Origin of the sequence: Gracilibacillus saliphilus, from assembly GCF_010994085.1 — a bacterium.
Taxonomy (GTDB): Bacteria; Bacillota; Bacilli; order Bacillales; family Amphibacillaceae; genus Gracilibacillus; species Gracilibacillus lacisalsi.
Map to the genome: position 1 here is coordinate 720,616 of NZ_WJEB01000001.1, position 19,114 is coordinate 739,729.

General features: G+C 36.9%; 18 protein-coding genes. All 18 read left to right on the forward strand.

Annotation, left to right across the window (positions count from 1 at the left end; genetic code table 11):
* Positions 1-100 precede the first annotated feature (100 nt).
* The 18 genes from rplS (at position 101) to fliF (ending at position 19,110) form a co-directional block, all read left to right on the forward strand.
* Positions 101-445, forward strand: coding sequence for a 50S ribosomal protein L19 (rplS, locus tag GHT08_RS03490; protein ID WP_163579817.1), 345 nt, complete (start codon positions 101-103; stop codon positions 443-445).
* A gap of 97 nt (positions 446-542) precedes the next feature.
* On the forward strand, positions 543-1,094 hold the full coding sequence (lepB, locus tag GHT08_RS03495; protein ID WP_163579819.1) for a signal peptidase I: 552 nt from the start codon (positions 543-545) through the stop codon (positions 1,092-1,094).
* A gap of 24 nt (positions 1,095-1,118) precedes the next feature.
* A complete protein-coding gene (gene ylqF / locus GHT08_RS03500; protein ID WP_163579821.1) occupies positions 1,119-1,964 on the forward strand; it encodes a ribosome biogenesis GTPase YlqF in 846 nt (281 codons plus the stop codon).
* 768 nt (positions 1,965-2,732) lie between these two features.
* Positions 2,733-3,494: a ribonuclease HII gene (locus GHT08_RS03505; protein WP_163579823.1), complete on the forward strand. Its 762-nt coding sequence runs from the start codon at positions 2,733-2,735 to the stop codon at positions 3,492-3,494.
* A gap of 15 nt (positions 3,495-3,509) precedes the next feature.
* Complete coding sequence (locus tag GHT08_RS03510; protein ID WP_163579824.1) at positions 3,510-5,579, forward strand: hypothetical protein; 2,070 nt, start codon at positions 3,510-3,512, stop codon at positions 5,577-5,579.
* Entirely contained in the window at positions 5,576-5,857 is a 282-nt protein-coding gene (locus tag GHT08_RS03515) for an EscU/YscU/HrcU family type III secretion system export apparatus switch protein (RefSeq protein WP_163579826.1), read from the forward strand. The genes GHT08_RS03510 and GHT08_RS03515 overlap by 4 nt, the downstream gene beginning before the upstream one ends.
* Before the next feature lie 114 nt (positions 5,858-5,971).
* Positions 5,972-7,138, forward strand: a complete 1,167-nt coding sequence (sucC, locus tag GHT08_RS03520; RefSeq protein WP_163579828.1) for an ADP-forming succinate--CoA ligase subunit beta — start codon at positions 5,972-5,974, stop codon at positions 7,136-7,138.
* A gap of 36 nt (positions 7,139-7,174) precedes the next feature.
* Complete coding sequence (gene sucD, locus GHT08_RS03525) at positions 7,175-8,077, forward strand: succinate--CoA ligase subunit alpha (RefSeq protein ID WP_163579830.1); 903 nt, start codon at positions 7,175-7,177, stop codon at positions 8,075-8,077.
* Positions 8,078-8,141: 64 nt separating this feature from the next.
* Positions 8,142-9,041, forward strand: coding sequence for a DNA-processing protein DprA (dprA, locus tag GHT08_RS03530; RefSeq protein ID WP_163579832.1), 900 nt, complete (start codon positions 8,142-8,144; stop codon positions 9,039-9,041).
* Positions 9,042-9,332: 291 nt separating this feature from the next.
* Positions 9,333-11,411, forward strand: coding sequence for a type I DNA topoisomerase (gene topA / locus GHT08_RS03535; RefSeq protein WP_163579833.1), 2,079 nt, complete (start codon positions 9,333-9,335; stop codon positions 11,409-11,411).
* A 323-nt stretch (positions 11,412-11,734) separates the two neighbouring features.
* Positions 11,735-12,640, forward strand: coding sequence for a tyrosine recombinase XerC (gene xerC, locus GHT08_RS03540; RefSeq protein ID WP_163579836.1), 906 nt, complete (start codon positions 11,735-11,737; stop codon positions 12,638-12,640).
* Positions 12,641-12,652: 12 nt separating this feature from the next.
* A complete protein-coding gene (gene hslV, locus GHT08_RS03545) occupies positions 12,653-13,195 on the forward strand; it encodes an ATP-dependent protease subunit HslV (protein ID WP_163579838.1) in 543 nt (180 codons plus the stop codon).
* Between the two features lie 19 nt (positions 13,196-13,214).
* Positions 13,215-14,618, forward strand: a complete 1,404-nt coding sequence (gene hslU / locus GHT08_RS03550) for an HslU--HslV peptidase ATPase subunit (protein WP_163579840.1) — start codon at positions 13,215-13,217, stop codon at positions 14,616-14,618.
* A 17-nt stretch (positions 14,619-14,635) separates the two neighbouring features.
* Positions 14,636-15,412 carry a GTP-sensing pleiotropic transcriptional regulator CodY gene (codY, locus tag GHT08_RS03555; protein ID WP_163579841.1) on the forward strand — a complete coding sequence of 259 codons (777 nt, stop codon included), beginning with the start codon at positions 14,636-14,638 and terminating at the stop codon, positions 15,410-15,412.
* 881 nt (positions 15,413-16,293) lie between these two features.
* Complete coding sequence (flgB, locus tag GHT08_RS03560) at positions 16,294-16,686, forward strand: flagellar basal body rod protein FlgB (RefSeq protein ID WP_163579843.1); 393 nt, start codon at positions 16,294-16,296, stop codon at positions 16,684-16,686.
* A gap of 2 nt (positions 16,687-16,688) precedes the next feature.
* Positions 16,689-17,144 (forward strand): flagellar basal body rod protein FlgC, encoded by a 456-nt coding sequence (gene flgC / locus GHT08_RS03565; protein WP_163579844.1) that lies wholly within the window; start codon positions 16,689-16,691, stop codon positions 17,142-17,144.
* Between the two features lie 23 nt (positions 17,145-17,167).
* Positions 17,168-17,467 carry a flagellar hook-basal body complex protein FliE gene (gene fliE / locus GHT08_RS03570; RefSeq protein ID WP_163579846.1) on the forward strand — a complete coding sequence of 100 codons (300 nt, stop codon included), beginning with the start codon at positions 17,168-17,170 and terminating at the stop codon, positions 17,465-17,467.
* Positions 17,468-17,511: 44 nt separating this feature from the next.
* Positions 17,512-19,110 (forward strand): flagellar basal-body MS-ring/collar protein FliF, encoded by a 1,599-nt coding sequence (gene fliF / locus GHT08_RS03575; protein ID WP_163579848.1) that lies wholly within the window; start codon positions 17,512-17,514, stop codon positions 19,108-19,110.
* Positions 19,111-19,114: the final 4 nt, after the last annotated feature.

The following is a 19,114-nucleotide window of genomic DNA, read 5'->3' on the forward strand; positions in this document are numbered from 1 at the left end:
ATATTGATAGTTGTGCTTAAGTGAACGCTTAAGGTGAATAAACGATGTTCCGCTGCGATCTAATTCGTTAAGAGCATTGGTTTGGAAGGAGTGTAACAGAATGCAAAAGTTAATCGAAGAAATTACAAAAGATCAACTAAAAACTGACTTACCTGAGTTCCGTGCTGGTGATACAGTAAAAGTTCACGTGAAAGTTGTTGAGGGTAACCGTGAACGTATTCAGGTATTCGAAGGTGTTGTCATTAAGCGCCAAAACGGTGGTATTAGTGAAACATTTACAGTTCGTAAAATTTCTTACGGTGTAGGGGTTGAACGTACATTCCCTGTGCATTCACCACGAATTGCAAAAATCGAAGTAAGTCGTCGTGGTAAAGTTCGTCGTGCTAAGCTTTATTATCTACGTAACCTACGTGGTAAAGCTGCTCGTATTAAAGAAATTCGCTAATGAGTATTGTAAAAAGGAGCTTGCATTGTCAGGCTCCTTTTTCTTCTATTATATTATTTTAGAAGCACTTGGAGTGTATGAAGGAAAGGGATCTTTCATGACTAAAAAAAAGATTGACTGGGTTGATTGGATTAAAACCATTATTATTACAGGATTGATCGTAATTTTGTTTCGCATGTTTATTGCAGTACCGATTATAGTTGATGGTCCATCCATGTTACCAACTCTTGAAAATAAGGATCGAATTATTGTAAATAAGATAGGTTTAATGTTTGGTGAGCCAGATCGTTTTGATGTTGTTGTTTTTCATGCTACGACGAAGAAGGATTACATAAAAAGGGTGATTGGTTTACCAGGTGATTCCATTGTCTATCAAGATGACCAGTTATATATTAATGGACAACCAGTTGAAGAACCGTTTATTGAAGAGGAAATAGCCAAAGAGGAATCGAATTACACAACTAATTTTTCTTTGCGAGATATTCCGGGGAATGCTGAAGAAGTACCGGAGGGGCATGTGTTTGTTTTGGGCGATAATAGACCAAATTCAACAGATAGTAGACATTTGGGATTTATCCCGATAGATCAAGTTGTAGGAATTGCTGGTGTAACGTATTGGCCCGTGGATAAGATCGGCTTCGTAGATTAACATAGTAGAAAAAGAGGTGGATACATGACAATACAATGGTTTCCTGGACATATGGCCAAAGCGAAAAGAGAAGTACAAGAAAAACTAAAATTGGTTGATTTTGTGATTGAATTAGTAGATGCAAGGGCGCCCGCTTCTTCACAAAACCCTCTTTTACAGCAAATTTTAAATCAAAAACCAAAAATGGTAGTGTTAATGAAGGATGACTTAGCTGATCCGGAGTCGACAAAAGTTTGGCTTAACCATTTTTCTGCACAAGGCATGGTTGCCATTGCGGTGAATGTAAATGAACGGAAAGATATCCAACATGTCATTCAAACAGCAAAGGACATGGCTAAAGAGAAAATGGATCGATTAAAGAAAAAAGGGGTTCGTCCAAGACCTGCTCGTGCCATGATTATTGGAATACCGAATGTAGGAAAGTCAACCTTAATCAATCGGTTAGTTCAGAAGAAAATAGCCAAAACGGGAGACAAACCAGGCGTGACTAAAAATCAACAATGGATCAAAGTAAAGAAGGATTTTGAGTTATTAGATACGCCCGGAATACTCTGGCCAAAATTTGAGGAGCAAGTAGTTGGTTATCGACTGGCAGCTATTGGTACAATCAAGGATCAGTTGTTGCCAATAGAAGATATCGCAGCGTTTATGATTCAGTATTTACAATCCACTTATCCTTCTGTATTAGAAGAACGTTATCAAATAACAGAGGATAACGCGGATATGAACGAAATATTTGAACAAATCGGTAGAGGAAGAGGCTGCCTTGAATCAGGTGGCAGAGTGAATTTTGAGAAAACAGCAGATATCATCCTCCAAGACTTGCGATCCGGAAGATTAGGAAAGATAACACTTGAACAGCCCGAGTAACAGGATATGTAGAAGTACAAAGCGCCCATAAAAGTATACACCCCGTTTCCATTACAAAGGAAACGAGTGAGTGTATACTTTTTGTATGAAAAGAAAGCACAAAATACATAAACTGTGCAGTAACGTGAGTAAGGATATGCTCTCTTCCATTCTTCCTTGGGAATGCTGACAAACCGCTCCGGCAGAATACTGCGCTTTCCGTGGGCACGGCCTCAGCTAACTTGGTAAAGAAAAACACTTTACCAAGTGGATCTTCGGCTCGTGCTGATCCCACAGGAGTCTCCGTATTCTGCCTACGCTATTTTTGTTATCTGATTATAGAAAGAAATGAACTCATGCTACTAAATTTTTCTGTTTTGTTACAGTGCTAATCGGCTGTAAATGGCCCTTTTATGCTACATATGGTGTAGAAATCGATTGGCTGATTTCGGATAAGTGTTGTGAAGCATATCTTAACGAAGGCCGCCCACTTTCACTCCTGTGGGTATTGTTTGACCTGAAGATCCACTTTTTCGAGCGGTTTTTGCTCGAAAAAGTTAGCTGAAGGGCAAACCCCACGGAAAGGGAAGTAGGCAGCCGGAGTGGTAGTTATCACCACGACATATTTCAAAATTATCTCTTAGGTGACCGCACATCTAATTACCACATTACTTCGCAGTTTGTATCTACTGCGAATCAGATGACGTTTTTCTTTATTGAGAGAAGCAATTATAATTCTTTATTTTTTTGAAAAAGTGCCGATAAATTAGGAAACGAGGTTTTTTAACGATGAAGGAAAAATGGACGATTAATGAAATTAAACATTATTTAACAGAAGAACAACCTACTGAAGAAGTGTTGCAAGTATTGTATCAAGATCAGCGCAAAGGCGTGCAAACATTACTTAAACAATATGAAAAAAGACAACAAGAGGCACAAGCTCAACAAGAACTATTTGCAACAATGCGTCAAAATGAGAAAGAGTTATGGAATAAAGACATTACATATATTGCAGGCGTAGACGAAGTCGGCAGAGGACCACTAGCTGGACCAGTTGTAGCAGCTGCTGTGATTTTACCAAGTGATTTCGAATTATTAGGAATCAATGATTCTAAAAAATTATCAAAGCACAAACGAGAGTTATTTTATCAATATATCACCAAGCATGCAATTGACTATGCTGTAGGAATCGTGGATGCCAGTGAAATTGACCAGATCAATATTTTACAAGCTTCAAAAAAATCGATGTATCAAGCGTTAAACAAGCTAAAACAAATAGATTATGTACTTATTGACGCAGTGAACCTGGAGAAATTAGACGTACCTAGTGATGCAATCATAAAAGGAGATCAAAAAAGTATTTCGATTGCTGCTGCCAGCATCATTGCCAAAGTAACACGTGATGACATGATGGAAAAGTTACATCAACAGTATCCTGCATATGCTTTTGATCAAAACAGTGGATATGGAACGAAACAGCACCTAGATGCAATAAACGGTCATGGTTTAACACCTTATCACCGCAAAAGCTTTCTGAAATCCTATTCGTAGAGAGGAGGTAGCCATATGCGAAGCATTCCTTCATTTTCAAACGTATTGCGTACTGACAATACACGAATGAATGTGACACAAAATACTCTAAAACCAGGGCAAATGTTAACCGGAAAAGTACTCGAATTATACCCTAACCAAAGAGCGGCGATTCAGCTAGGCGGTTCTCAGGTGGTGGCCCAATTGGAAACATCATTGACCTCCAAACAGGATTATCTCTTTCAAGTAACGTCTGTTGGGGATGTGCTACGCCTAAAAAAAATAAGTGATTCACCACTTCAAAGTAATAGGCAACTAAGCGGCCAAATCATGCAGCAGCTCGGATTACATAATAACCAACAGCTAAAAACATTGATTCAACAACTTGTTAGTCAAAACATACCATTTACCCATAAGGACGGGCAAGCATTAGCTAAACTTTTAGAGCAATTTGGTGGGAATAGTACCAATCGGGAATTGCTTTTCGTAATGACAAAGCAAAATTTTCCCCTAACAGAACAAGTATTTCGAAGTTTACAGGCATTTCAATCAACTCCAATAGGTACACAAATGAACCAACTGCATCAGCAATTAGCACCATTTAATCAAAGTAATTCCTTGTTATCACAATTGCAACAACAACTTTCACTATTTGGTGGTCCATCACCATCACAAGCTCAATCGATGTTACAACAGTTTATGTATACTAATCAGCCAGCGCTTGAACAAGTATTGTCAAAAGCAATACCTGATCAACTCTCGTCTTTACAACAGGTAACTAATGGCGAGCGCTTATCGAATAATCAAACACAGGAATTCACACAACAACTGAATCAAACACTAAATAAACAATTGCCATTTCAGCAAGGGGAACGCCAAACGTTTCAATCATTTTTACAACGTTTTGAACGAATGGTGCAACAAGGATCGGTGACGAACACCTTTAAAAATATAGTACAGCAACAAGCCTTTTTTCAAAAAGTAATGCAAGTAATACCAAGTCAAGACCAGCAAATGGTTCAAATGTGGTTACAGTCATCATCACAGCCAAATGCGAGTCAAGATCGACAAGTTCTAACCTTGTTACAACAACTGCATGCACAACAGTTGCCGCAATTCGAGCAAAATCGGCTTCGTGCTTTATTGTTACATCTAGATACTGCAAACCCACAGTCACTACAAATAAAAGATCAATTTTTGCATTTGATGAAACATTTTGTACAAACTAGCGGACTGCAAGATGAAGCACAACTAGCACAGGCTGTCCGTTCCGGTAGTACGACGTATAGTACTAGTCCATTATGGCAAGCCATGATGACGGCAATGTCACCACAAGATCGGCAAGTAATGGAGCAATGGATTAATCAAGCACAACCGACAATGACACAAAATCAACATATAGCAGAAGTAATGCAACGAATCAATGTACAACAATTACCTCAGTCTGAGCAGTCACTAGTTCGACAGCTGCTACTTTCATTAGAAGCAAGTGATCAAGTTGTAAATAAAGATCACTTTTTGCGATTAGTTCGTCAAGTGATTCAACAGGTGGAAGTATCGGGTCAAACAAGAGAAATGGATCATTCTTTAAAACAAAATCTATTATTAGCAAATCAACAGCATCCGGATATAGCCAATAATCAGATGCAACGCTTAATTCAGAGTTTAACAGGAATGCAATTAAATATGGTGCAAGATGAACAAGCGATTACTCAACAAAGCTTTCAAATACCCGGAGAGCGGTTTGGTTTAGCTAAGGACATTCGTATGCAATTTGAAGGAAAAAAGCGTCAGAATAGTCAAGAGATTGATCCAGAATTTTGCCGTGTTTTATTTCATCTACATTTGCAAACATTAGGCGAAACGATGATTACCATGTCCATTCAAAAAAGAATCGTGCATATTTCGGTCTACAATGACCAACAAGGTATAAAAGCTTTAATGGATACTTTCACACCTTTATTAAAAGAGAAACTGTCCGACTTAAATTATCAATTATCTTCTGTTACACAAAAAGCATTATCAGATAAAGAGCAGCACGCTATAAATAGTGACCATACAGCATATAAACCTATTAAAAGAGAAGGGATTGATTATCGGGTATGACAGAGCAAGAAAGATACCGAAAACGAGCAGCAGCCTTACAGTTTGATACGGAAACAGATGTAGCACCAAAAGTAACCGCGACAGGTAAAGGTTATGTGGCAGAAGAAATTTTGGATAGAGCAAAAAAGAACAATATTCCGATTCAATCTGACCCCTCTCTAGTAGAATTATTATCTGAATTAAATATAAATGAACAAATACCGGAGGAATTATACCAAGTAGTGGCAGAAGTGTTTGCTTATATTTATCAAGTAGACCAAAAAGCAGCCGGAAAATAATGAATCTATCTCTTTTTAGAAAAAAGCTAGAAATATGCATAGTCTTTTCTAGACAATTGAAGGCACTTTTTTATACAATGAGAATGCAGTGATTAATTGATGGGAGGATGAAAGATGAATATTCACGAGTATCAAGGCAAAGAGATTTTGCGCAGTTACGGTGTTGCCGTACCTAACGGAAAAGTAGCCTATACAGTAGATGAAGCTGTGGAAGCTGCGGAACAATTAGGTTCAGCGGTATCGGTTGTAAAAGCTCAAATTCACGCTGGGGGAAGAGGTAAAGCAGGCGGTGTGAAAGTAGCAAAAAATATCGATGAAGTCCGTACATATGCTGATGAAATTTTAGGAAAAACGCTGGTAACACATCAAACGGGACCAGAAGGCAAAGAAGTAAAGCGTTTACTGATTGAGGAAGGCTGCGACATCCAAAAAGAATACTATGTCGGCCTTGTGTTAGATCGTGCTACTTCACGAGTGACTATGATGGCATCGGAAGAAGGCGGTACAGAAATCGAAGAAGTAGCAGAAAAGACACCTGAAAAAATCTTTAAAGAAGTAATTGACCCAGTTACTGGTTTATTACCATATCAAGCAAGACGTCTGGCATTTAATATTAATATTCCAGCAGAATACTTGTCGAAAGCGGTTAAATTCATGATGGGGTTATATCAGGTATTTGTCGAAAAAGATTGCTCCATTGCGGAAATTAACCCACTTGTTACGACAGGTGATGGTGACGTTTTAGCATTAGATGCGAAGCTTAACTTTGATGATAATGCCCTATTCCGTCAAAAAGACATTGTCGAGTATCGGGATTTAGATGAAGAAGACGAAAAAGAAATCGAAGCATCTAAGTATGATCTAAGTTATATTGCGCTTGATGGTAATATTGGATGCATGGTAAATGGTGCTGGTCTGGCAATGGCAACCATGGATATTATCAAACATTATAATGGAGATCCGGCTAACTTCCTCGATGTTGGTGGCGGAGCAACTGCAGAAAAAGTAACGGAAGCATTCAAGATCATTCTGTCGGATGACAATGTAAAAGGTATTTTTGTAAACATTTTCGGTGGAATTATGAAATGTGACGTTATAGCAGAAGGTGTGGTCCAAGCAACGAAGGAAGTTGGTTTAACTATTCCTTTAGTAGTTCGTCTTGAAGGTACAAATGTAGATGCTGGTAAGAAAATTTTAGCTGAATCTGGCTTGAACATTACACCAGCTGAGTCAATGGCAGACGGTGCAGAGAAAATTGTCGCACTTGTTAATGAAGGATAAATTTTATCTCTAAGGGAAAAAGGAGGATCCATTTACATGAGTGTTTTTGTTAATAAAGATACCAAAGTGCTTGTTCAAGGTATAACTGGTTCAACAGCACTTTTCCATACGAAACAAATGCTAGAATATGGGACGAAAATTGTTGGTGGGGTAACGCCAAAAAAAGGTGGTACAGAAGTTGAAGGAGTACCTGTATTTAATACAGTATCAGACGCTGTAAATGAAACAGGTGCCAATGCATCAGTTATTTATGTACCAGCTCCATTCGCTGCAGATGCTATTATGGAAGCAGTGGATGCTGAACTAGATCTTGTTATTTGTATTACAGAGCATATTCCAGTTATGGATATGGTCAAAGTAAAACGATACATGGAAGGCAAGAAAACGAGATTAGTAGGACCAAACTGTCCAGGTGTTATTACGCCTGAAGAATGTAAGATTGGTATTATGCCAGGATATATTCATAAGAAAGGTCATATTGGGGTTGTTTCGCGTTCGGGTACCTTAACATACGAAGCGGTACACCAACTATCAGAGAATGGTTTTGGTCAGTCTACTGCAGTAGGTATTGGTGGTGACCCTGTCAACGGTACTGACTTTATTGATACGCTTAAAGCCTTTAATGAAGACCCTGAAACAGAAGCAGTGATGATGATCGGTGAAATTGGTGGTACAGCAGAGGAAGAAGCTGCCGAATGGGTAAAAGCAAATATGACAAAGCCTGTAGTTGGCTTTATTGGTGGTGCGACTGCACCTCCAGGAAAACGTATGGGTCATGCAGGAGCGATCATTTCAGGTGGTAAAGGTACTGCTGAAGAAAAAATTAAAACGATGAATGCTTGTGGCATACAAGTAGCAGAAACACCTTCTGTCATGGGAGAGACATTAATAAATGTATTAAAAGAGAAAGGTCTACATGATAAATGTAAGACACACTAAATTTCTAAAATAAGCTGAGAATCTTCTCAGCTTATTTCTTATAATGAAAGAGGTGTATGTATGAATGAAAAAACAAGAATGGCGATTAATTCATTTGCATTACATTATTGGTACGAATCGTAAATTGATATGGAGTGTAATGAAAAAGGACCCAGAGCTGGAACAGATATATCGATGGAACAAACAACAATGGAAAGAAAATTTTCATATTAATGATAGAAAGGCATCTTTCCTTGTAGAACGATTACAGTATAAGTCACTCAAACAGAAAATAGTAGGTTACGTAAAGACATATTTTGTAATAACCATATTTAGTGAAGATTACCCTGTTAGTCTACGAGAAATTCCAGATCCTCCATTAGTATTATACCTCAACGGAAATCAAAGCCTGCTTTCACACTCACCCAACCTCAGTGTCGTAGGAACGAGATATCCTTCAAAATTCGCAAGGTCCATCATGGCTAATATTCTTACCCCATTATTCAAAAATGATTTTCTGATTACGAGTGGTATGGCTATCGGTATCGATGGATTTGCCCATCAGCTAGCCTTACACCATCAAAGTCCAACAATTGCTGTACTTGGTAGTGGTTTTGAACATATCTATCCCAAGCAACATATATCTTTATATAGCCAATTAGTAGCAAAAAATTTAATTATATCGGAATACCCTCCAGATCAACCTCCAAGAAAGTATCATTTTCCTGAGAGAAATAGAATTATTAGTGGATTAAGCTTTGGAACACTAGTTATTGAGGCTAAAGAAAAAAGCGGTACCCTCATTACCGTTGATCAAGCCTTAGAGCAAGGGAAGGAAGTGTTTGCAGTTCCCGGGTCAGTGCTAGCAGAAACAAGCCTAGGATGTAATCAACTGATTAAGGATGGTGCAAAATTAGTTCAATCAAGTCGTGATATTTTAGAAGAATACCAGCCAAAACAGGAGTATCAGAAGGAAAATAAATGAAATTTATGCAATTTTGTTATTGCTTTGTTTGACAAACACTAACAAAGTATTTAATAATAGGGAAGATTTATCATATCTAACAGCAAACATTTATCATGGTGATAATCATCTGTAAATTCACCACTTCAAGGTTTAATTGAATCAAGAAGTGTATGGTGGATTACGGATACTAATATCCTGATAAGTTAGCAAACCATCAACAGGGTCTCAAGTAATCCTGTTGATGAAAGTCCTATTTTATAATATGAATTAATACGAAATGATTTTGCCTCTTGGGAGGGTGTAAGTAATATGGCGCAATATCTAGTAATTGTTGAATCACCGGCAAAAGCCAAAACTATTGAAAGATATTTAGGAAAAAAATATAAGGTGAAAGCATCGATGGGGCACGTAAGGGATCTTCCAAAAAGTCAAACAGGTGTGGATGTTGAAAATGGCTACGAGCCCAAATATATAACGATCCGTGGAAAAGGTCCTGTATTAAAAGAGTTGAAAACCGCCGCTAAAAAAGCAGATAAAATCTTCCTCGCGGCCGACCCTGACCGTGAAGGGGAAGCAATAGCATGGCACTTGGCACATAGTTTAAATATTGATTTAGACTCTGAGTGTCGGGTAGTGTTTAATGAAATTACCAAAGATGCCGTAAAGGACTCTTTTAAACATCCAAGAACGATCAATATGGATTTAGTAGACGCACAACAAGCGCGAAGAATTCTAGATCGCTTAGTTGGTTATAATATCAGTCCACTACTATGGCAAAAAGTGAAAAAAGGTCTTAGTGCCGGACGTGTCCAATCTGTTGCAGTTAAAATGATTATTGATCGTGAAAATGAAATCAAAAATTTTAAACCAGAAGAATATTGGAGTATTGAATCAATCTTTAAAAAGGGAAAACAATCCTTTGAGGGTGCTTTTTATGGGATAGACGGCAAGAAAAAAGCACTTCATTCCAAAGATGATGTAGATAATATTTTATCTACTTTAAAAGGAAAAGATTTTTTAGTAGAAAAAGTAACGAAGCGAGAAAGAAAACGTAATCCATCTCCAGCTTTTACAACTTCTTCATTACAACAAGAAGCAGCAAGAAAGCTTAATTTCCGAGCGAGGAAAACGATGATGGTAGCACAACAATTATATGAAGGTATAGATCTAGGCAAACGCGAAGGTGGTATTACAGGTCTCATAACTTATATGCGTACGGATTCCACAAGGATATCAGATACTGCTAAATCGCAAGCAAGTCAGTTTATCGAAAACAAATATGGAAAAGAATTTACCGGTTTCACAAAAAAATCTAAAAATGCTGAAGGTGCACAAGATGCCCATGAAGCGATTAGACCAACAAATGCCTTGAGAGATCCACAATCACTAAAATCAGTCCTGTCTAGGGATCAATTTAGGTTATATAAGTTAATTTGGGAACGATTTATTGCCAGCCAAATGGCACCGGCTGTTATGGATACTATGACTGTTCATTTAATAAATCAAGGTATAGAGTTTAGAGCAACTGGTTCCAAAATCAAATTTAAAGGTTTTATGGAAGTATATATTGAGGGTTCTGATGATCAGCAAAAACAAAAAGATAAATGGTTACCTGATTTAACAGAGGGCGAAACTATAAAAGCTGAAAAAATCACACCGAATCAACACTTTACACAGCCACCTCCAAGATATACAGAAGCAAGATTAGTCAAAACAATGGAGGAAAAAGGAATTGGCAGACCATCAACATATGCTCCTACGTTAGATACCATTCAAAGACGTGGATATGTTGCTCTTGATAATCGCCGATTTGTCCCGACGGAGTTAGGAGAAATTGTTATCAAATTAACAGAGGAATTTTTCCCTGAGATTATTGATGTCACCTTTACGGCAAAAATGGAAGGTGATTTAGACGCTATCGAAGAAGGGAAAACAGAATGGGTTAAAATTATTGACCAATTTTACTCGGGGTTTGAGAAACAATTACAAAAGGCAGAAAAGGAAATGGAGAAAGTTGAAATTCGTGATGAACCGGCTGGCATTGACTGTGAAAAATGTGGCCACGAAATGGTTTATAAAATGGGGCGCTATGGAAAATTTTTAGCATGTTCTAATTTTCCTGACTGTCGAAATACGAAACCAATCTTAAAAGAAATCGGAGTTAAATGTCCGAATTGTAAAGATGGCAATATCGTAGAAAGAAAAACCAAGAAACGAAGAACATTTTATGGTTGTGACAATTATCCTGATTGTGAATTCATTTCCTGGGATAAGCCAGTCGGAAGAAACTGTCCGAAGTGTAACAATATGTTAGTCGAGAAGAAGTCAAAGAAGAAAGTACAAGTTCAATGTGCGACATGTGACTATAAAGAAGAAGAACAAAAATAAGTAAACCACGTTAAAGGTGATTCCGACAAATGAATCGGAATCACCTTTTTTACTTGGAAGTAAAGTATCTCGTGATAAGGACTGAGCGGTTTTTGCTCGAAAAAGTTAAAATCTAATTTCTTATCCTTTTTTAAAAAGTTCTAAGAATGTTACTATAAAAATAATATAGTGTATTTATAACTAAAAGGCTTCATTTGTATTGGTTTAAAGCATCTAATAAAAGGGAATCAATGTAATAATGGAGAAAGTAGTGACAATTTTGCAAATTTAATTGCAGACTTGAATCTATTGTGTTAATATTTTAACGCATTTAGAGGTGACTTATGGACTTTTTTAAAAATTGGCTAGCTTATTTAGATTACTTACAAATCGAAAAAAATGCATCCAAACTGACGATTGAAGCGTATGAAAAAGATATAGCTGATTTTTTTGAGTTTTTGACTTCTGAAAATATTTCGTCATTAGAGGGTGTAGATTATAGTATTATTCGCATATATTTAACTACTCTATATGATAAGGGTTTATCTAAAAGGTCGATTAACCGCCGTATTTCTACGCTAAGGTCGTTTTATAAGTTTTTGCTGAGAGAACAAATTGTATTAGAGAATCCCTTTGTTCATTTACATTTACCAAAAACGGCTCATACCATCCCCGAATTTGTCTACCAAGAGGAAATGAAGATACTAATGGAGTCGATCGATCAAAATACTACACTTGGCAAACGAAATATTGCTATCTTAGAAGTTTTATACGGTACCGGGATTCGTGTTAGTGAATGTGTTCAATTAACATTAGACAGTATCGATTTTGATCTTCAAACCGTCTTAGTAACAGGGAAAGGTAATAAGGAAAGATATGTTCCTTTCGGGGATTATGCTAATCAGGCTTTACAAATTTATATCAAGGAAAGCCGACCATCATTAATAACGGAAAAAAGCCAACCGCAAAATATTTTATTTCTGAATGCAAGAGGAAACCCGCTGACAGCAAGAGGAATAAGGTTAATTATCAATAAATTGGTGGAAGAGGCAGCAATAACATTACATATTCATCCGCATAAATTACGACATAGCTTTGCCACGCATTTGCTTGATAATGGAGCAGATTTAAGAGCGGTACAAGAGCTATTAGGACATTCTCATTTATCATCCACTCAAATTTACACACATGTTTCAAAAGATCGATTAAGTAATGTATATAAAACAGCTCATCCGAGAGCGAAGCGGTAGGAGGAATTAAGAATGGACTCATTTCATGCAACCACGATATTTGCTATCCAGCACAATGGGAAGTCTGCAATGTGTGGTGATGGGCAGGTGACATTTGGAAATCAAGTGGTGATGAAGCATACAGCAAAAAAAGTAAGAAGGTTATTTCGAGATCAAGTTTTAGCAGGTTTCGCAGGTTCAGTAGCAGATGCATTTACTCTGTTTGAAAGTTTTGAAACAAAACTGGAAACATTTGATGGCAATTTATCAAGAGCTGCTGTTGAGTTAGCAAAAGACTGGCGGAATGATAAATACTTACGAAAACTGGAAGCGATGTTAATCGTAATGAATAAACAGGAAATACTATTAGTATCAGGTACTGGTGAAGTAATAGAGCCTGATGATGGTATTCTTGCAATCGGTTCAGGTGGTCATTATGCTTTAAGTGCAGGAAGAGCGTTGAAAAAACATGCTTCAGGTATGGAGGCGAAAGAAATTGCAAAAGCCTCTCTTGAAATTGCAGGAGAAATTTGTGTGTTTACCAATAACCAGCTTGTGTTAGAAGAATTGCAATAAGAAAGGATGAATGATGCTCGTGTCTATCAGTTTAACGCCAAAACAAATCGTTGAAAAATTAAATGAGTACATAATTGGACAACAAGATGCCAAAAAAGCGGTGGCAGTTGCTCTAAGGAATCGGTACCGAAGAATGCAATTACCTGAAGAACTAAAGAATGAGATTGTTCCTAAAAATATATTAATGATAGGTCCAACTGGTGTTGGTAAGACAGAAGTAGCCAGAAGGTTAGCGAAACTAGTCGGTGCTCCGTTTATTAAAATTGAAGCTACTAAGTATACGGAAGTGGGTTATGTCGGTCGTGATGTGGAGTCAATGATTCGTGATCTTGTTGAAACATCTGTTCGAATGGTGAAAGAAGATGCAATGGAAGAAGTAAAAGAAAAAGCCGAACAGCTAGCAAATAAACGGCTAGTAGAAATTCTGGTTCCATCTAAGAAGAAAACGACTACGTCCAAAAATCCATTTGATATTTTCATGAACCCGAATCAGCAACAAAACAATTCAGAAGATACGAATGATGATTCACAAGAAAAAGAAAATATTAAACAGCAAAGACAGCAAACAAAAAAATTATTAGACCTTGGTGAATTAGAAGATCGTACGGTAACGATAGAAGTAGAAGAACAAGCATCGAATATGTTGGATATGTTACAAGGCTCTGGTATGGAACAAATGGGAATGAATATGCAAGATGCATTAGGACAGTTATTTCCTAAAAAGAAAAAGAAACGAAGCTTAACAGTAAAAGAGGCAAGAAAAGTTTTAACTCAACAGGAAGCACAAAAATTAATTGATATGGATGATGTCACACAAAAAGCGATCGAAAAGGCAGAGCAGACGGGTATTATTTTTATCGATGAAATGGATAAGATTGCTGTTAAACAAGAACAATCTGCCAATGTATCACGAGAGGGTGTACAGCGTGATATATTACCGATTGTAGAAGGTTCTCAGATTGTTACCAAATATGGTCCGGTTAAGACAGACCATATGTTATTTATTGCAGCTGGAGCTTTTCATATGGCAAAACCTTCTGATCTAATTCCTGAGTTGCAGGGACGCTTTCCAATACGTGTAGAATTTGAAAAATTAACAGTGGCAGATTTTAAACGAATTCTTTCTGAGCCTTCTAATGCACTATTGAAGCAATATAAAGCATTGTTGGAAACAGAAGGGATAACTATTTCATATACAGAGGAAGCAATTAATCGCTTAGCAGAAATTGCATATGAAGTAAATCAGGAAACGGACAATATTGGGGCAAGAAGATTACACACTATTTTAGAAAAATTATTGGAAGAACTATCATATGAGGCTTCTGAAATTGGAATTGGAAATATTGAAATAACAGAAAACTATGTGAATGAGAAATTAAAATCAATAGCAACGAACAAAGATTTAAGTCAATTTATCTTATAATATGGATGGTGAAAAATATGCAATTATTAGAAAAAACAAGGGAAATTAATGCTATGCTCCAAAAAACGAAAGGAAAATCAGTTGATTTTTCAGATATGTCGAAAACGTTAAGGGATGTTATTGAAGCAAATATATTTATTGTCAGTCGTAAAGGAAAATTATTAGGTTTTGCGATTAATCAACAGATTGAAAACGAGCGAATGAAAAAAATGCTGGAAGAGAGGCAGTTCCCTGAAACGTATACAGATAATTTATTTAATATCTCAACCACAACCACAAACATTGATATCGATAGTGAATACACCGCTTTTCCCGTAGAAAATCGTGATTTGTTTGCACAAGGTTTAACAACCATTGTACCAATTATTGGTGGTGGTGAGCGACTCGGGACCCTTATATTAAGTCGTTTGTCAGATAGTTTTGATGATAGTGATCTAGTGTTGGCGGAGTATGGTGCAACTGTAGTAGGTATGGAAATATTACATGAAAAAACAGAAGAAATAGAAGAAGAAGCTCGCAGTAAAGCAGTAGTACAAATGGCAATAAGCTCATTGTCATACAGTGAATTGGAGGCAATTGAGCATATTTTCGAAGAATTGGATGGTAATGAAGGATTACTAGTAGCTAGTAAAATAGCTGATCGTGTTGGAATTACTCGTTCTGTTATTGTAAATGCACTTAGAAAATTAGAAAGTGCTGGTGTCATCGAATCTAGATCACTAGGAATGAAAGGAACATATATTAAAGTATTAAACAACAAATTCTTAAACGAACTCAAACATCATAGCATCTAAAAAAAGATCTCCTCTAAATAATGAGGAGATCTTTTTTTGTTCTAAGACAAGAAAGTATAAAATCAGGGCAATGACTGCGTTAAGCCAAGTAGTTATTATGAAATGATTGATGTATATTGGCAACACTCCGATTTATTACTTCTCTTTCCGCGGGCATGGCCTCAACTAACTTTGCAAAGTGGATTTTCGGCTCGCGCTATTCCCGCAGGAGTCTCCGTAATTAGTCTCCGCTATGAGAAGGTGCAACAATTGTAATAGGTTGACTTTTTTTACAATGGACCGCTATACGTGAGTATAAAAGCAGCTGTGTTACTTCATGCTAGCTTTGTCGAGCCTGATAATAGCGAAGGCCACCCACTTCAACTCCTGTGGGAATTGTTTGACCTGAAGATCCACTTTTTTGAGCGGGTTTTTGCTCAAAAAAGTTAGCTGAAGGACAAACCCCACGGAAAGGGAAGTGGGCAGCCGGAGCGGTGGTCAAGCTGTTCAAATATTTCATCATTACTACTAAAGTAATAAAGGACCGGCGGGGTTAGCCGTTTTTTTTTTTTTTCTTAATTTGTAAGGAAAGTGTATAACCACCCGAATCATAACTTTTATACAAAAGCAAGATATGAAAAAGGTTGATTTTGTATTTTTTTACGCAATTTTGTATGAATTATGAATCAAGTCTTATGATTTAATCCGACACAAAAACACATAAAATAACAAATTCACCAATAGGATAATAAGACTAAAGTCCTGCTCAAATAAAAAATATACCCTACTTTAGTCAGAATATGACGATAAGTCATAGACAGTGTAGACCATTTACTTTACAATATTCGATAGATAAATGATTTTTATGGTGGTTAAAATAAAAAAAGAGAGGAATTTTTTTAATGTCTTTATTTAGTGGGACTATTCAGACGCTGGAAAATTCACTTGAATATGCTTCTGTAAAGAATAAAACGATAGCACATAATATATCGAATGCAGACACAGCCAATTTCAAAGCGAAACGAGTTCAATTCGATGATGTATTAAAGAATGAATTATCGGAACAATTTCAAGCAACACGAACGAATGAACGACATATTCCTTTTTCAACTGACAAATCGAATATACATATAACAACAGATCGTAGCACAATGTATAACCACAATGGAAATAACGTAGATATCGATAAGGAAATGACAGAATTAGCCAAAAACCAAATCTACTATCAGGGATTAGTAGACCGGATGAATGGCAAGTTTAATAGTTTACAAAGTGTCATCAGAGGAGGTAGTTAATCATGTCCATATTTAACGCGATTAATACAAGTGGCAGCGGTCTGACCGCTCAACGACTAAGAATGGATACGATCTCTTCCAATATTGCCAATGCAGACACTACAAGAGCGACTGTCAATGCAGATGGAGAATATGAACCATATCGAAGAAAAATGACAGTGTTCAGTCCTAAAGATCAAAGTTTTTCATCCATTCTTAATCGGACTACTCAAAGAGGAGAAACCACTGGGGATGGAGTGAAAGTATCTCAAATTGTAGATGATGAAGAACCGTTCAAACAAGTGTTTAACCCTAATCATCCTGACGCAAATGAAGATGGTTATGTAGAAATGCCTAATGTCGATCCATTAAAAGAAATGGTTGACATGATGAGTGCTACAAGGTCCTACGAAGCAAATGTCACCTCTTTAAATGCTTCTAAAACAATGTTGATGAAAGCACTGGAAATTGGCAAATAGTAAAAAGGATGTGAATACATAAAATGAATATTTACTCATTAGAAAACATTCAGCCAATTACGGCTGAAACTGTGAATAAAAAGCAAACAGTAGGAGAATCACAACAACAATTTGCTGATAGTTTTAAACAAGCTATCGACAGTATTAATAAAGCACAATACGAGTCAGATCAAAAAACAGAAGCACTTGCTAAGGGAGAAATCGATGACTTACATGACGTCATGATAACAGCTCAAAAAGCAAGTATTATGTTACAAACCGGTGTAGAAGTTCAGAAGAAAATGGTGGATGCATACAACGAAGTAATGAGAATGCAAGTTTAATACATTGATTGTTGTAAGCAAGTAATGATTTTTGGGGGCACAAAATGAACGAGAAATTAAAACAATACAAGGATAAAGTATCTAGCTATTACACATCGATGTCAAAAAAGCAAAAAGGGTTACTTTTCGGTGGAATTGCAGCACTTATAGCTGTCATCGTTCTCGTCACAGTAATGACATCTGCCAAAAGTGATATGGTAGCACTATATAATGATTTGTCCATACAGGAAGTAGGGCAGATTACAGAAGAATTAGATGCTCGTGGTGTTAAATATGAAATTACCGATGCCGGAACGGGGGTCAAAGTCCCAGAAACAATGGGGGATTCTTTGTTAGTAGACCTTGCTGCACAAGGGATACCAGATAGTGGAAGTATTGACTATTCTTTTTTTGCAGAGAACAGTTCATGGGGAGTAACTGACAATGAATTTGAAGTAATGAAGCTGGACGCAATGCAGACGGAATTAGCAAATTTAATTACGCAAATTGATGGGATTAAGGGAGCAGAAGTAAATCTTAATATACCAGAAGAACCGGTTTTTATTAGTGATCAACAACAACCATCGACAGCATCAATCGTGATTGAAACTGCACCTGGATATCAATTTGAACCGAGTAATGTGAATGCTTTGTATCATCTTGTTTCAAAATCAATCCCTAATCTCTCTACAGATGATATCGTAATTATGAACCAACACTTTGAGTACTTTGATTTAAATAATCAACATGCTTCTGGGAATGGTGATACATACACTTCCCAACAACAAATTAAAAGCGATATTGAGAAAGATATCGAGAGAAATGTTCAAAAAATGTTAGGTTCTATGATAGGGATGAATAAAGTAGCTATTTCAGCTACTGCAGATGTTGATTTTACGCAGGAGCAACGAGTGGAAGAATTGGTAGAACCGGTTGATGAAGAAAATGACACGTTACCAGTCAGCATTGAAACCATTACTGAATCATTTACAGGTGCGCAACCAGAAGATGGTGCAGTTGGAGTTGAAGAAGGAGAAATTGCTAACTATCCGGCAGGTCTAGAGGGGAACGTAGGAGACTACGAACTTGTCAAAGAATCCGTTAATAATGAATTTAATCGAATTCAAAGAGACATTGTAGAAAGTCCATATAAAATCAGAGATCTAGGTATCCAAGTAGCGATAGATAATACGAGAGTAATAGGTGATGGAGAAGTTGAACAACTTACTGCACAGGAACAAATGAATGTAGAGGAAAGTGTTGCTTCTATTTTAAACTCGATTATATCTACTTCTATCGATAAATCATATGGTGAAATTGCACCAGAGGAAAAAGTATCAATCGTATTTCAGCCATTTGAAGGAACGGATACTATAGCAAATCCTGCGGTTAGTCCAACAATTCCGACGTGGGTATACATTGTAGGAGCCTTGTTGCTAATAGCAATTATTGTATTGATATGGATGTTGAGAAGAAGGCGTTCAGAAGAAGATGAAGTGGTTGAAGAGGTAGAAACCTCGGAAATTCAAGAACAGGAAGTTCCGCCAATCACACATACAGATGACTCAGATTCATCGATGAGGCGAAAACAATTAGAGAAATACGCTCAGGAAAAGCCAGAAGAATTCGCGAAATTATTAAGAAGCTGGATTACAGAGGATTAAAGGA